Source organism: Litoribacter ruber (genome assembly GCF_018449405.1).
In the GTDB taxonomy this organism is placed as follows: Bacteria; Bacteroidota; Bacteroidia; order Cytophagales; family Cyclobacteriaceae; genus Litoribacter; species Litoribacter ruber.
In genome coordinates, this window is record NZ_JAHCMY010000006.1 from 115,799 (window position 1) to 130,878 (window position 15,080).

The 15,080-nt window shown below is 44.2% G+C and carries 10 protein-coding genes; 5 read left to right on the forward strand and 5 right to left on the reverse strand.

Features of this window, described 5'->3' with window-relative positions; genetic code table 11:
* Positions 1-23 precede the first annotated feature (23 nt).
* Together KI659_RS12110 and KI659_RS12115 are read right to left on the reverse strand one after the other, a co-directional pair.
* Positions 24-3,173, reverse strand: coding sequence for a SusC/RagA family TonB-linked outer membrane protein (locus tag KI659_RS12110; RefSeq protein ID WP_213945613.1), 3,150 nt, complete (start codon positions 3,171-3,173; stop codon positions 24-26).
* A 461-nt stretch (positions 3,174-3,634) separates the two neighbouring features.
* Positions 3,635-5,842, reverse strand: coding sequence for a sodium-translocating pyrophosphatase (locus tag KI659_RS12115; RefSeq protein WP_213945614.1), 2,208 nt, complete (start codon positions 5,840-5,842; stop codon positions 3,635-3,637).
* A gap of 346 nt (positions 5,843-6,188) precedes the next feature.
* Between KI659_RS12115 and KI659_RS12120 the strand changes: the two genes are divergently transcribed.
* Entirely contained in the window at positions 6,189-7,172 is a 984-nt protein-coding gene (locus KI659_RS12120; protein ID WP_317195970.1) for an NAD(P)H-quinone oxidoreductase, read from the forward strand.
* A 23-nt stretch (positions 7,173-7,195) separates the two neighbouring features.
* Positions 7,196-7,621: a nuclear transport factor 2 family protein gene (locus tag KI659_RS12125; RefSeq protein WP_213945615.1), complete on the forward strand. Its 426-nt coding sequence runs from the start codon at positions 7,196-7,198 to the stop codon at positions 7,619-7,621.
* 153 nt (positions 7,622-7,774) lie between these two features.
* On the opposite strand, the gene KI659_RS12130 is transcribed toward KI659_RS12125, so the two are convergent.
* Both KI659_RS12130 and KI659_RS12135 read right to left on the reverse strand, forming a co-directional pair.
* The gene (locus tag KI659_RS12130) at positions 7,775-8,875 is read right to left on the reverse strand and encodes a glycerate kinase (protein ID WP_213945616.1); all 1,101 of its coding nucleotides are present in this window, start codon (positions 8,873-8,875) and stop codon (positions 7,775-7,777) included.
* Positions 8,872-10,227, reverse strand: coding sequence for an alanine/glycine:cation symporter family protein (locus KI659_RS12135; RefSeq protein ID WP_213945617.1), 1,356 nt, complete (start codon positions 10,225-10,227; stop codon positions 8,872-8,874). Before KI659_RS12135 ends, KI659_RS12130 begins: the two co-directional genes overlap by 4 nt.
* Positions 10,228-10,430: 203 nt before the next feature.
* Here KI659_RS12135 and KI659_RS12140 point away from each other — a divergent pair, with 203 nt between their 5' ends.
* Complete coding sequence (locus tag KI659_RS12140; RefSeq protein WP_213945618.1) at positions 10,431-11,189, forward strand: ion transporter; 759 nt, start codon at positions 10,431-10,433, stop codon at positions 11,187-11,189.
* On the opposite strand, the gene KI659_RS12145 is transcribed toward KI659_RS12140, so the two are convergent.
* Positions 11,190-13,748: a glycoside hydrolase 5 family protein gene (locus KI659_RS12145; RefSeq protein ID WP_213945619.1), complete on the reverse strand. Its 2,559-nt coding sequence runs from the start codon at positions 13,746-13,748 to the stop codon at positions 11,190-11,192. It abuts the gene before it with no gap.
* A 120-nt stretch (positions 13,749-13,868) separates the two neighbouring features.
* On the opposite strand from KI659_RS12145, the gene KI659_RS12150 reads away from it, so the two are divergent.
* Together KI659_RS12150 and KI659_RS12155 are read left to right on the forward strand one after the other, a co-directional pair.
* Positions 13,869-14,279 (forward strand): VOC family protein, encoded by a 411-nt coding sequence (locus KI659_RS12150; protein ID WP_213945620.1) that lies wholly within the window; start codon positions 13,869-13,871, stop codon positions 14,277-14,279.
* Positions 14,276-15,067, forward strand: coding sequence for an alpha/beta hydrolase (locus tag KI659_RS12155; protein WP_213945621.1), 792 nt, complete (start codon positions 14,276-14,278; stop codon positions 15,065-15,067). Before KI659_RS12150 ends, KI659_RS12155 begins: the two co-directional genes overlap by 4 nt.
* Positions 15,068-15,080 lie beyond the last annotated feature (13 nt).

A 15,080-nucleotide genomic window follows, 5' to 3' on the forward strand; every position in this document is an offset into this window, starting at 1 on the left:
TGATCTCTTTTTTGAAACGAAAATTAGAATTGAGCTGACAAGTTGATACCAACTGTTCTTGTGGTCGGAGTACCAAAAGCATCCACACCGATAGAAGAGTTAGGACCTGCAAGGTTTGTCTCAGGATCCACACCCGTATAGGCAGTGAATAGCAATAAGTTTCTACCGTACAAGCTGACGTCAAGGTTTCTCATTTTCAATCTGTTGGCTATTGCCGCTGGCACTTGGTAAGTCAGGGTGATATCTCTCAAACGTACCCAAGAACCGTCTTCGATAAATCTTTCAGCAATATCTCTGTTACCAGTAGTATTGTTGTAATATCTCGCATCATCGATTACTACAGGGATGTCGTTTGGAGTACCATCTCCTTTCACACCTCTAAAGATAACCTGGCTGCCTCTGTCTTCGGTAAACTCACCTATACCTTGAGCTCTCATCCAGTTGGCGGTAACGTTAGCTACGTCTCCCCCTACCCTGATGTCCCAAAGGAAAGTCAAAAGGAAGTTTTTATATGAAAGGTTGTTTCTCAAACCTAAAAGGAAGTCTGGAGTAGGATCACCGATGATGATGTCACCAGAAGGGTTATCATCAGAAGGAAGAACCCTTTGAGGGTAACCATTTTCATTGATGATTTTATTACCCTGATCATCTCTCAAGAAACCTGTACCCATGAAGATACCATAAGGCTGTCCTTCAATCAAGGATGGTCTCAAGTTACCGAAACCTGCAAGGGCATAGCGGTCAACTGGAAGATCCAACACGGTGTTTCTGTTTCTGGAGAAGTTGGCCACGATATCCCACTTGAAGTCACCCACAAATGGAGAGGCATTGGCAACAATCTCCCAACCTCGGTTTTCGATAGTACCTGCATTGATCCATCTGGAAGAGAAACCGGTACTTCCCGGCTCAGATACCGCAATAATTTGGTCAACGTTTCTTTCTCTATAGTAAGTCACGTCCAAGCCAAGTCTGTTTTCTGCAAACCTGAATTCACCCCCGAATTCCCAAGTTTTGTTTCTCTCAGGACGAAGGTTGGGATTACCCGCAAGACCTGCAAGTTGCACCCCACCTACACCAGATGGAAGTGGGAACACTAGGCTACCACCCCATGCACCACTCACTGAAGAACGGCCGAAGTAAGTTTGATCTCTATATGGGTTAGTATCTCTACCAGCTTCAGAGTAAGAAGCTCTTAATTTACCAAAGCTGAAGAATCCCTGGTCGATGTTCAAGGCTTCTGTAAACACCAAACCAGTACCTACAGAACCGTAGAAGAAGGAGTTGTTAGGAGGCAACAAAGTTGAAGTCCACTCATTTCTTCCCGTCGCTTCCAAGAAAGCATAGTTACGGAAATCCAATGAAACCCTGGAGAATACCGCTGCAGTCTGCTTCAATTCAGTGAATTGATCCTGCACAAGGTTGGTCTGTGCATTAGTGATTCGATAAAGGCCTGGAATGGCCAGATTTCTACCGTCAAAGAATTGCATTCTGTATGATCTAGAATAGAAGTTTTGACCTACCATACCCTGTAGGTTGAAATCTTCACCCAACTGCGTGTTTGCCGTAATGATTAAATCAGAGTTAAGCAATCTATCATTATAAGTAGTCTCCTGAACTCTACCACCCGGAAGGGCATCGCCACCGAATGAACCTACAGCCCACTGCTGGTTTCTCTTATCCGAAGATACATCAGTACCGATTCTGTACATGATGTTCAACCAATCCAAAGGATCATAATTGGCTTGGATAAACCCGATTACTCTGTTTACCTCATCTGTATAAGGGTTGTTGTTCACTGTCCAGAAAGGGTTATCTGGAGAGTTATCTCTAAACGCCCTTTGTCCACCATCCGGTCTCAACCAACCTAAGCTGTTGTCATAACTTGGAGGAGTTCTGAAAGAACCCTGCACAACATCAGAGAAGTTATCCCCTCTTCCGAATCTTGTACTTGTAGAGTGCACATAGTTAGCAGAGGCCGTTACTCTAAGTTTTTCAGTCAAAGAGGACTCCCCTGTCACCTTAAATGATCTTCTGTTGTATTCATTGTTAGGAATGATACCCGTCTGGCTGAAATCCGCCAAGGATACATAGAAAGAGCTATGCTTGTTACCAGTTGAAATACTGATACTGTTGTCCAACGTCAAACCGTCTTGGAAGAAAACGTCTTGGTTGTTCACCGGATCCATCATTTGGTTGGTCGCGTTTGGATCGTTCATATCCACTAGATTCCCTCTTGGATCTCTATAAGTGGACTGACCATCAAATCTTAAAGTTGACAATGGTGGTCCAAAGTGACCAAAAGTTGTAGTTCCGTAAACACCTCTATCCCCTTGCGCATAAGTCATCTGTGCAGGGAAGTTCTGCATGATTCTGTCTACACCTGTATTGGAGCTGAAGTTTACAGAAAGGTTTTGGGTATCAGATCTGGATCCCTTTTTAGTGGTGATGATTACCACACCACTTGCAGCCTGGATACCATAAAGAGCGGTAGCCGCAGGACCTTTCAATACGTTCATGGATTCGATATCATTTGGATTGATATCAATGGCCCTGTTAGGGGTATCCACACTTGATGATCTGGAGCGAGTTCTGTATTCGTTGTTGATCGGAATACCATCGACTACGAATAGAGGCTGGTTTTCTCCTGAAATGGAAGACATACCCCTAATCACTATACTTGAGGCAGCACCGGCCGAACCACCCTGACGGGTTACCTGCACACCGGCAACTTTTGCGTTCAAGGCATCTACCATGTTAGGTTCACGGGAAAGTTGCAGTTCTCTACCTTTCACCTCTTGAGTGGAAGATACCAAGGCTTTTTTCTCCTGCTCGATACCGAAGGCCGTTACCACGACCTCGGAAAGCTGGGCAATATCAGGAACCAAAACCACATTTAGTTCACTTCTGTTTCTAACCTGAACTCTCTGTCTGGTATAGCCAATAAAAGAGAACTCCAGGGTAGCATCCCCTGAAGGCACCTCAATGGAATACTCTCCATCAAGATCCGTCACCGCACCAGTGGTCGAACCCTGTACCAGTACGCTCACTCCCGGCAAAGGCCCACCATCCTCTTGGGAGGTCACTTTTCCTGTCACTGTAATCTGGGCATACGAGGGTATGGCCAGCAAAAACAGCATCAGAAAAAAGACTGATTTTGTACAATTTTGCATCATTTACTTTGAAATTTTGGGTGTAACATAGATTAAAATATTTAAGGTTGAAGTTAAAGATCAATTATGCAGACACTTGCCCCCTAGCAGGCTGGCTAAAAAAACCGGTCAAAAAATCCTCAAAGCTGATGAAAAAGGCGCAGCAAACATTTTTCGATTTTAATAAACTTTAAGAATTAAGGCTAATTTTGGTTAATTTTTTAAGATTTTCAAACATTCCCCCCAAAAATCCCAACCATTACACCAACGGCAGTTTTAAATTATAAAAAAGGCAATGATAAAAATCTTATACAAAATTTTTAATTATGTCCCCTCCTCAGTATAAAAAATTTTTGAAGCTTGAGATTCTTGCTTTTATATGGAAAATAGGTCAGATAAAGGATCGAAAAATATTTTCACTAAAATTAAAAAAAAATGCCGATGGTTTCCATTTTCCATCGGCATTTATTGCTGCAATTATCAAATTAAGGTTCTAGTACCTCCACATTCTCGGCTACAGTTTCCTTTTCCGCCTCTATCTCCATCACAGCATCATCGGGTAAATTGTGGTGGGGGTTGATCGAAATATGCGGCGCAATCACCAATGCCACGATAGACATCAGCTTAATGAGGATATTCATGGATGGACCTGAAGTATCCTTAAATGGATCCCCTACGGTATCCCCAGTCACGGAGGCCTTATGGGGTTCAGAGCCTTTGTAATACATTTCCCCGTTGATTTCCACCCCTTTTTCGAAGGATTTCTTGGCATTATCCCAAGCGCCTCCGGCGTTGTTTTGGAAAATACCCATCAACACACCCGAAACGGTCACGCCGGCCAATAACCCACCCAATACTTCTGGTCCAAAAGCGAAACCTACTATAATGGGCGAAATCAATGCTATAGCACCAGGAGCCACCATCTCGCGAATAGACGCCTTGGTTGAAATCTCCACGCATTTATCATACTCTGGCTTGGCCTTGTACTCCATAATCCCTGGAATCTCCCTAAACTGCCTTCTTACCTCGTTCACCATGTCCATAGCAGCCCTACCTACAGCGGCTATGGCCAAAGAAGAGAAAATAAAAGGAATCATGGCCCCTACAAATAGCCCAGCCAATACATCAGCTTTATAGATATCTATAGAATTTATACCCGCTAAGCCAACATAGGCCGCAAACAAGGCTAATGCGGTCAAGGCCGCAGAAGCGATGGCGAACCCTTTTCCGGCAGCAGCTGTGGTATTGCCCACCGCATCAAGAATATCTGTTCTTTCCCGCACCTCTTTTGGAAGTCCCGACATTTCTGCGATACCACCTGCATTATCAGCAATCGGTCCGAAAGCGTCAATCGCCAACTGCATGGCAGTAGTGGCCATCATCCCCGCCGCCGCAATGGCAACACCATAAAGTCCGGCTGCCAAAAATGAGGTATAGATACCACCTGCCAATACCAAAATAGGCAGTACAGTTGACTCCATACCCACAGAAAGTCCTCCAATGATGTTAGTCGCATGACCGGTTGAGGATTGTTTGATAATAGAATTCACGGGCCTCTTTCCCATAGCAGTATAGTATTCTGTAATAATACTCATCAAAGCACCTACTACCAAGCCAATAAACACGGCTCCAAAAACACCCATTTTGGTAAATGTCACCTCTGGATTTCTCACAAGGTTAAGCTCACCAGCTGGCAACATGAAGTCTATAATAAAGTATGATGCCGCAACTGTCAAAAGGATTGAAACCCAGTTGCCCATATTCAAAGCAGCTTGCACGCTGTCGGTGTCTTTTTTGATCCTTACGAAAAATGTTCCCACTATGGAAAACAGCAACCCAACTCCCGCAATTACCAATGGCAAAAGAATTGGCGCGATGCCACCCATGTTATCATTGGAAATAATCTCACGTCCCAAAACCATGGAAGCCAGGATAGTGGCTACATATGAACCGAAAAGGTCAGCGCCCATACCGGCCACATCACCCACGTTATCCCCTACGTTATCGGCAATTGTTGCCGGGTTTCTGACATCATCTTCAGGGATGCCCGCTTCCACTTTTCCCACAAGGTCAGCGCCCACATCGGCCGCCTTGGTGTAAATCCCCCCACCTACTCTAGCAAAAAGGGCGATCGACTCCGCTCCAAGTGAAAAACCGGCCAAAACTTCCAAAGCTGTTTCCATCTCCATCCCGTTGACGTCTCCTCCCACGGAAAGGACAAACATATTATAGAATACTATAAATAAGGAGCCCATTCCCAAAACTGCCAAACCTGCCACGCCAAGTCCCATTACCGATCCACCGGTGAAGGATACCTGAAGGGCTTTTCGCAAACTGGTTTTGGCTGCCTGCGTGGTTCTCACGTTGGCCTTGGTGGCGATGTTCATCCCCACATAGCCTGCAAAGGCTGAAAGCACGGCTCCTATTACAAAGGAAATCGAAATGATCCAGCTCGAATTTTCAACCAGCGTGCCTGACCAGGCCAGAATGATCCCAGCAATAATGACAAAATAAATAAGCACTTTCCATTCTGCTTTTAGAAAAGCCATTGCCCCGCGGGCAATGTGTCCGGCGAGCTCTATCATATTTTGCTCTCCGGCATCCTGCTTGGACACCCAAGAAGATTTGATGGCCATTACGATCAGGCCAATTATACCCATTGCTGGGACCGCATACGTAAAGATTTGTTCCATGTTAATGTGGATTAATAGTGTTAGTTAACTTTAGCAAATATATTATTTATCACGCACCAGACAATTAATATGATGGTAATAGGTCAAAAATACAAAATATGTGCACATCAAAAAATCAACTCAAGGGCTATTTGTTACACTATAAATAAAAATTTAAGCTTAATTTTGACATTACCATAATTAAGACCATCAAATTTTACACATTTTAAAAATAGATTATTTTATCCATTCTAATAGTAACCTTATGCGAAACATGATCAAGGTCATTCAATGAGGGGAATTAACCTGATTTAGAAAGCCTATGCTATTTTTGCTATCTTTAAGTTTTGCCAAGAACTATTAAAAAATGATGAAAGCAGTCAGCATAATTGAGCCTGGTGGAGCAGAGGTACTAAAGTTGGTGGAAAAACCCAAACCTGTTCCCAAGGAAGGAGAAGTTCTAATTAAAATAAAGGCCGCAGGTGTAAACCGACCCGATATCGCCCAACGGAAAGGACGGTATCCCGCTCCGCCAGATGCCCCTGCTGATATTCCAGGACTAGAAGTCTCAGGAGTAATTGAGGAAATCGGAGAAGGTGTTCCGTCTGATTTTCAAGGAAAAGAAATCTGCGCATTAATGTCCGGTGGGGGTTATGCGGAATATGCCTGTGCTCCTTGGCAACAATGCCTCCCTGTGCCGGAAGGGATCTCGCTGGAAGAGGCAGCCTCCTTACCCGAAACCTTTTTTACCGTTTGGAACAACGTATTTGACATTGCAAATTTCCAAAAAGGAGAAACCGTTTTGGTCCATGGCGGCAGTAGCGGCATTGGAGTGACGGCCATTCAGATGGTGAAGGCCATGGGTGGAAAAGTCATCATCACCGCCGGCTCTGATGAGAAGTGTAGGGCCTGTTTGGAATTTGGGGCTGACCTGGCCATAAATTATAAAACCCAGGATTTTGAACAAGAGATAAAAAACTCAACACTTAGTCAGGGCGTCGATATTGTGCTGGATATGATTGGCGGGGACTACACGCCCAAAAACATCCGAATAGTGAATCCGCATGGCAGAATTGTGATGATCAATGCCATGAAAGGTAAAAATGCAGAAGTGGATCTTATTCAAATCATGAAGAAAAGACTTGTGCTTACCGGGTCCACTTTGAGACCCCAATCGATTGAATACAAAGGGAAAATTGCAGATAAGCTGAAAGAGTACATTTGGCCACTCTTTCCTTTGAATTTAAAACCTGTGATTTTCAAAACCTTTCCTCTCCAAAATGCTTCCGAAGCACACAACATGATGGAATCCTCGGTGCACATTGGAAAACTTTTGCTCATAAATCCGTAATATAACTTAAAGACAAATTAGACATGAAAAAATTTATACTATTTGCCCTCGCCCTTGCTTTCTCTTTGCCCCTTTGGGCTCAGCAGGAAGAACTCAGGGAACTTACCAAAGAAGAGCGTACCGGACGCCGACTAGCCCAAGAGCAACTTGACGCATATAATAAGAGAGATATTGATGCCTTTTTGGTGCCTTATAGCGATGATGTCAAGGTTTTTCAGTTTCCTGAAACGCTACTTTATGAAGGAAAAGAAAAAATGCGTGAAAACTACGCCAGATACTTTAACATGACACCAGACTTGTACTGCAAGCTGATCAATAGAATCGTGCAGGGCAACACGGTGATTGACCAAGAAGAAGTTACGAGGGTTCGGGGAGAGGAGCCCACGCACGCCATTGCAATCTACAAGATCAAGGACGAAAAGATTGCAGAGGTTTACTTTATCAAGTAGTTAAGATTTTTTAACGGATTTTTTTGAAACTATTGTAGCGTTTGATCCATTCTCTACGTATAAAGAATTGAACATGCATTCATGTTTTCAATACATTTAATAAGGGCTTATGTTAAAAAAGAGGTTTCCGTATCGGAGACCTTTTTTTTGTGCCTACTCTGGAGGGTTTTCTTTAAAAAAATCTGTAACCGACTGAAGCAGAAACTTTTTGGCAGATTCACTATCCCCCTTTTCAGGAAGTGGCGGTAAAAAAATGGTTTCGTCAAAACCAGGACCGGGTATCTCACCTGAAGTAATTAAATGTATGGGTTTTGCGTGTTTTTTGGCAATCTGCAGCAGTATGAAGCTTCCTTTCCCCTCAGCAGATTGTTCATCATATCGGCCTTCCCCGGTAATAACCAAATCAGCCCATTTCACTTTCTCCTCCATACCTACTTTGGCAAAGAAATATTCGGGCCCACTTATCAAGTTTGTGGGGAAAAAAGCACTCAAGCCCAACGCAATTCCGCCTGCTGCACCAAATCCCGGCCTATCTTCCAGCTCAAATGGGCTTTTTTCCTGCAGCATTTCAAAAAAACGCGCTGTAATGCCTTCCATTTCCTCCACCCTTTCAGCCTCCAGGCCCTTTTGCGGTCCAAAGACAGGCACGGCACCCGCTGGTCCAAGGAATTGATTTTGCACATCACAGAGCAGGCTAAATTTTAAGTTGAGCTTTTCAATAGGCCTTTGGATGAATTTGATTTTGTCCAAAAAATAAGGGGAAAACATGGCTACTTCCCTCCCCCATTGATTCAGAAATTTGAAGCCCAGGGCATTAAGAATCCCGACACCCATGTCAATGGTGGCACTGCCTCCCAGCCCCAGTTCGATTTCCCTGGCTCCTTCTTGGTAAGCAGCTTTGATTAATTCCCCCGTTCCGTAGGTGCAGGTGATGAAAGGATCCCTTTCTTCGGCTTTTAACAAGCCAACCCCGGAAACAGTCGACACATCGACGAAGGCTTTTTCACTCCCTATGTCCCAACCATAAAAACCTTTGACAGGTCTCCCCAGGGGATCCAAGGCAAGCAATTCCCGCTTTTCAAGCCCCATGGCTTGGGTTAACAACAAACATGTCCCATCACCTCCGTCGGCAATGGGACATGCTTTGATATCATAATCAGGATGTTTATCTAGGATCGCAGTCCGAATGATTTCAGCAGCCTCACCGGCCTTCATGGTGCCTTTAAATGCATTCGGTGCGATTAAGATTTTCATACATCCAGTTCCTTCATTCTTCTGAAATAATCCTTCGTAGCGGCCCTCACCTTTGGAGAAAGGTAAATTGCCGAAATCATGGTCGGAATGGCCATGATAGCGTACATCCCATCCACAAAACTGATCACCACCTCAAGAGAGGCCACCGCCCCTGCCACGATTGTTATTAAGTAAAAATAGTTATAATAATCGGCTTTTTTAGCTCCAAAGAGGTAATTAAAGCATTTATGCCCATAATAACTGTAGGTAAACATGGTAGAAAAGGCAAAAACCAACACCGCTGTCATCAACAGGTACTTCCCAAAACCAGGCAAGGCCATCTCAAATGCAGATAAAGTCAATCTTACACCATCATTTTCGGTGGTCTGCCATACCCCAGTCAATAGGATAACCAAAGAGGTCAAGGTACAAACCACAATGGTGTCGATAAACGGTCCCAGCATGGCGATCAAGCCTTCTCTAACGGGCTCGTTGTTTCTGGAAGCACCGTGTACCATCGGTGCAGTACCGATTCCGGCCTCATTACTAAAGGCAGCTCTTCTTGCCCCGGTTACAATCACGGCTCCAACAGCACCGCCCATCACGGCATTGCCCGTAAAGGCATCCTCAACGATAAGCCATAGCATAGCAGGTACCTCGCCGATGTATTTGAAAACAATGAGTAAAACGGTAGCGAAATAAAGTCCAACCATGAAAGGAACAAGTTTGGAGGCCACAAGGGCGATTCTTTTGATCCCCCCCAAGATCACACCTGCCACAATGACCATCATACTGATACCGATTATCCAACGTGAAGTCGCCCCCCTATCGAGTCCGGCAGGCTCAAGAAGTACAAACCTAAACGTTGCTGTCAACTGGTTAGCCTGGAAAATAGCCAACAGACCAAGTATCCCCGCCACGCAAAAGATGATGGAAAGGAATTTCCACTTTCGGCCCATTCCCTCCTCAATGACATACATGGGACCACCCTGGATCACCCCAGCAGTGTCTTTGCCCCTGTACATGATAGCAAGGCTACAGGTAAAAAACTTGGTAGCCATACCCACAAAGGCAGACATCCACATCCAAAAGATGGCGCCAGGCCCACCCATATTAATGGCAATGGCTACCCCGCTTATATTCCCAAGGCCCACGGTAGCGGCAATCGCTGCGGAAAGCGCCTGAAAGGAGGTAATCTGGCCGGGCATGTTGGAGTCGTCGTATTTTCCCCTGACTACCTTCATGGCATGCCCTAGTTTTCGAAAAGGCAAAAAGCCTGAATAGGCCAATAATATTAATCCCCCACCCATCAATAAGATAAGCATAGGGGTATCCCAAATCCAATTACTGAAATTGACTATAAGTTCACCCACGTTAATTGATTGATTTTCTAACAGTTAATAATCACCAAAAGCCTGGTTCCCGGATGGGCACACAAAACAAAAAACTTTTGAGTTGCTTTTGGCTTTATACAAGTAGGAATATTAATAGCTATTTTCTGCATTTGCAAATAATTACACCATAGCCTGCCCCATTATTTTATGAATATGGGAGTCATTGAGCCTATTTTTTGCCCATGAAAAAGTTGAAGGAAAAAACTTATCACTTACTTTCACCTCCTGAGCAAACAGGTTCGGCCAGCTGGTGGATAGATGTGTTCATCATCTCCTTGATCTTTTTAAATGTTTTGGGCATCGTATTGAGGTCTGTGGACTATATTTATGAATGGAGTCCCGCGCTCTTCAATGGTTTTGAAGTTTTCAGCATCGTTATTTTCAGCATCGAGTACCTGGGCAGGGTTTGGACGGGCAATATGCACCCCGACTACCCTAATTCCGCAAAAGGAAATCTCAAATTTGCCACCTCTCCCATGATGGTAATTGACCTGCTGGCTATTTTACCATTTTATCTCCCCTTTTTTGGACTGGATCTCCGGTTTTTCCGAATCATGCGGCTGTTCAGAATCTTCGCCATTTTGCGACTAGTGAGGTTCACTGACTCCCTTGACTTTATGTACAAGGTCTACAAAAAGAGGCTCAGCTATCTGGTTATCTTCAGTTTGTTTACCTTCTTCTTTCTGGTACTCTCTTCCATACTGCTCTATTATGCAGAAAACTCCGCCCAACCGGAGGAGTTTTCTGATGTGCCGACCACCATGTATTGGCTTATGGGCGTAATCTCTACTGTGGGTTTTGGAGAAATGGCCCCCGCCACCGTATTGGGCAGATTTATAGTATCCATTGTCGCCTTTATTACCATCATGCTTTTTGGCCTTTCTGCTGCTGTAATTGCATCAGGTTTTTCGGATATAATGGCAGATCTGAAGAAAGCCTAATTACTCTAGCCGGATGGAAATAATCCCCAATCCATGGGAAGCCTTCTTTTCATCCTCATCTAGCTCAGGCCCTATCGAAAACTGCAGACTTTCGACCCTAGTGATATCAAAATCCTCAGGAAGATCATGTTCAAAATAGTAAGGAAGAAAACTTGGATAAGGCCTTGGTAAGGTAACCGTTTTCACCGGTTGAACAGAATTCAGATCCAAAGTGTACTCTCCCATCTCTGCTCCTATTTCAACCATGCACCCATAGGCGCTTCCATCATCCAACACAAACGCAACCTGAAGATTTAGGGGCTTTTCCTCCAAAGAACGGCCTTTCAAGACCAACCTGTTTTTAGAGGAAAGATCGTTTTTCCTTCCTTTTATAGCATCCAGTATAAAATGCTTGAAGCTATAATCGTAGATCGGCTCAGCATTCAGGTTTTCTGGGTCTTCCACAAATAGCTGTTCAATGGGCATTTGGTATTCAAATTCCGTGGAATGCTTGGTTGGCACTAGCCGGAACCCCTCCCTCCACTGCCTTACCAGCCACTCTGAATCCGATTTGGCATCAAAGAGATGAATAGGATATTCGGCAGGGGTAATATTCACTTTGTAGGCCTCACGATCATAGAAATCCCAATCAGAAGGTCGTCCTTCCTTTCCTGCCGGATAGGTAATGTTTTTGCCGTCTTTATTTTTCACTATCAAGTGGTATTCAAACAAGCCTTCATATAATAAATCTGCAGGAATTTCTGCCTGGTAGTGGTATGGCTTAACCTCTTCCAACGCTATTGGATCCCTAAATCCAGGTTGGATTTTGATTGCTTTTGGTTTTTCTTTAGCTACATACTTTACTTCAATTTTCAAAGGTTGATCCAAGGATGCCGATTCAATTGACTTATGCACCAAATAGGATTTTTCTACTGTTGCCTTCGGGGCATAGAAATCGCCCAACTTTCCTTTGCCAAAATCCTCATCTGCAGGCCATGACTTCGATGAGCCGGCACGTTGTACAACGTAGGTGCCCGGTTGGATTTCAAATGATTTTTGTTCTGCGGTCACATCCACAGTATTTCCATCATTGATACCTTTGATACTAAAATCTTCCCCCAAACCTTCAAGGTTGATGCGCATGGAATGGCTCGCCCAATTTATTACAGCCAAAATTTTGTCTGGACTGTTTCTCCCAAAAGGATCCTCCACCCAGATTGCATCAGGCATCACTTCCAGTCGCCAGCTATCCTCATCAAGCCTGTCCAGAAAATAAGCTCCAGTCCCCTGGTATTTAATCAAGGGGCTGTTTCCTACGCCCGCCACTTGCTGGAGCAAGGAAATATTCTTGGGTTCATGCTCTTGGGCGTTGGTGTAGAAATATTTTTTGCCCGAATTGAAAAGAGCAAGGTCGGAATGGTAGTCAATTGTAAAATCATCAAACTCGAGGTTTTGGGGATAATTCCCAAACTCCGCTCTCATGGGCACTTTGCGAAAAACTTCGCCGCTAATCAACAAGGAAATTGCTTTACCTGGTGTGTAGGCCAGATTCATGTAATGGGTGTCATATTCGGTATTGACATCAGCCATAAAAGTGGGATCATAGGAAAAATGCGTCCCAATCTGTATACCCGCCGTTCTGAAAGACCTGGCCATCACCGGATAGATATAGGTACGCCCCACATCCGCAGCATCAAACTCATACACGAGCTTGCCCGCATGATGTTTTTCAAAGGCCTCCGAAAATGGAATATGGTAGTCGTTTACATTTGGTAGCAGGTTGCCTGGAATTTCTTTCTTGTAGCCCAGACCAGTGGGATACCATTGGAAAGTACCACCTTGGGCTCCCCCTTCAAAATATTCCTCAATGAAATGAGTTCCATGGCTGGCATTGTAAAATATCGGCTTTTCGGTCCCCGAGGCACGAATGGCCTCCACCATGCCTTGCACAAATTTCTGAACTTCCGCAGCCTCACCCCTATGATGGGGCTCATTGCTTACCTCCACAGCTATCAGGCGGGGATCATCCTTATATGCTACACCAGTGTAAGGGTTGGTGTGATTCATGAATTGGGTCAAATAGTTTTCTTGGGCCTTAATACAATTGGGGTCGGTAAGACATTCATCCTTTCCATATTTTTCAGAAAAGCCGGGTGTATCCTCATTGGGCTCCGGCCATCCGTTTCCCCAAAAGGCAATCGGGGTGATTACATAGTTTATATCCAGTTCATTTAATCTGTGGATCAAATAGTCGAAATGATCGAGGTGCTCATTTCCCAGCAGGTTTCCCAATGAATCGCTGATCTCCGTATCCCACACATGTACACGATAAAGATCAAAACCCAGGCGGGTAAAATGGTACAAATCATTGTCAATGGCCTCTTTCTGATTCACGCCCCACCTTTCGGCAGTCCGATAGGCATGTGCAAAAGGAACCGTGTAATTCACACCGAACCCTTTTACCTCGGCTTCATCTTCAGACCAGCGGATGACCCCCGACTCATCCAAGTAGGTGCTTGAGATTTGCTGGGCCATGAGACCAAAAGGAAATAGCAATAATAAGATTAATAATAAACGCATGTTAACAGGTTTGAATTTTGGAATTACGTGCCTAATTTCCAGTTTTTTCACTTATGATCATACTTTTCTTATATGTAAGGCGTATTTTTAAGGCAAAAACCAGCTTTCAATTCTAGAGTTATGAACCAACGGTTTGTTCAAATGTCATTACTGGTGAGGGATTATGATGAGGCCATTGAATTTTATGTGAAAAAGCTAAAGTTCATCCTTGTGGAAGACTCCACGCTATCGGAGACCAAGCGATGGGTGGTGGTAAAGCCACAAGGAAGCGGTGGTGCCTCCCTTTTACTCGCAAAAGCGGCCAATCCAGAACAGCTGAACTATGTCGGCAATCAGGCAGGGGGGAGGGTTTTTCTTTTCCTCTACACAGACAACCTTGAGCGGGATCTAGAAAATTTAAATCTTCACAACATTCCAATTGTGCGGGGCCCTGTGAATGAAGAATACGGGAAAGTGGTTGTCTTCAAGGATCTTTATGGCAACCTTTGGGACCTGATTGAACCTAGTTCCAAAAACCCAAACATTAAATGAAATCGCTTCTAGTTATCATATTGAGCTTTATTTCTACTTTAGGCTTTGCCCAAAAGATTGCCCATCAAAAAATCTTCAGTGAGCACCTAGGGGAAGCCAGAGATATCTGGATCATCACGCCATCTGGCTATGACTCCGGGAAAACCTATCCCGTATTATATATGCATGATGGGCAGAATTTATGGTATGACTCCCTCGCTTATGCAGGGACCTGGCAGCTTCAGGAAAACCTATCTGTCTTGGAAAAAGAGGGATTGGAGTTGATCGTAGTGGGTATTGCAAATGGAGGGGAGAAAAGGATGGCAGAACTTTCCTATTATTATAACCCCGACCATTCCTCTGGAAACGGCAAGGATTACCTCAGCTTTATCCTGGAGGAAGTCATGCCTGTAATCAATTCAAATTTTAATATTGATAAAGACAAAGTTGGTATTATGGGAAGTAGTCTTGGCGGACTGATTTCCATTCAGGCATTAGCCGAATTTCCAGAAGTTTTTACGGTAGCCGGGATATTTTCGCCCGCCTTTTGGTTTAACCCCAAAACCATTGAAAGAGAATATCTGGAGAAAATAAGCTCCGATACTAGAATTTATATGATCAGCGGAGCAAAGGAAGTCTACGGTGAAGTGGATTTTCCCAAGGATCAGGTAAAAGCTGAATCCGTTCTGACCGATGTTTTAACCCAGAGTCAATTCAAGTCTCTTATACATGAAGACGGCGAGCATAAAGAGTGGTATTGGGCCAGAGAGTTCAATGATGCCATAAAATTCCTTTTTAAGTGGAAATAAAAAAAGGCCTGTA

What these genes read in the sequence shown, in the direction of transcription:
- KI659_RS12155 (WP_213945621.1), top strand. Translation starts at nt 14,276, where the DNA reads ATGAAATCGCTTCTAGTTATCATATTGAGCTTTATTTCTACTTTAGGC.
- KI659_RS12130 (WP_213945616.1), bottom strand. Translation starts at nt 8,875, where the DNA reads ATGAAAATCTTAATCGCACCGAATGCATTTAAAGGCACCATGAAGGCC.
- KI659_RS12120 (WP_317195970.1), top strand. Translation starts at nt 6,189, where the DNA reads ATGATGAAAGCAGTCAGCATAATTGAGCCTGGTGGAGCAGAGGTACTA.
- KI659_RS12115 (WP_213945614.1), bottom strand. Translation starts at nt 5,842, where the DNA reads ATGGAACAAATCTTTACGTATGCGGTCCCAGCAATGGGTATAATTGGC.
- KI659_RS12145 (WP_213945619.1), bottom strand. Translation starts at nt 13,748, where the DNA reads ATGCGTTTATTATTAATCTTATTATTGCTATTTCCTTTTGGTCTCATG.
- KI659_RS12140 (WP_213945618.1), top strand. Translation starts at nt 10,431, where the DNA reads ATGAAAAAGTTGAAGGAAAAAACTTATCACTTACTTTCACCTCCTGAG.
- KI659_RS12150 (WP_213945620.1), top strand. Translation starts at nt 13,869, where the DNA reads ATGAACCAACGGTTTGTTCAAATGTCATTACTGGTGAGGGATTATGAT.
- KI659_RS12125 (WP_213945615.1), top strand. Translation starts at nt 7,196, where the DNA reads ATGAAAAAATTTATACTATTTGCCCTCGCCCTTGCTTTCTCTTTGCCC.
- KI659_RS12110 (WP_213945613.1), bottom strand. Translation starts at nt 3,173, where the DNA reads ATGATGCAAAATTGTACAAAATCAGTCTTTTTTCTGATGCTGTTTTTG.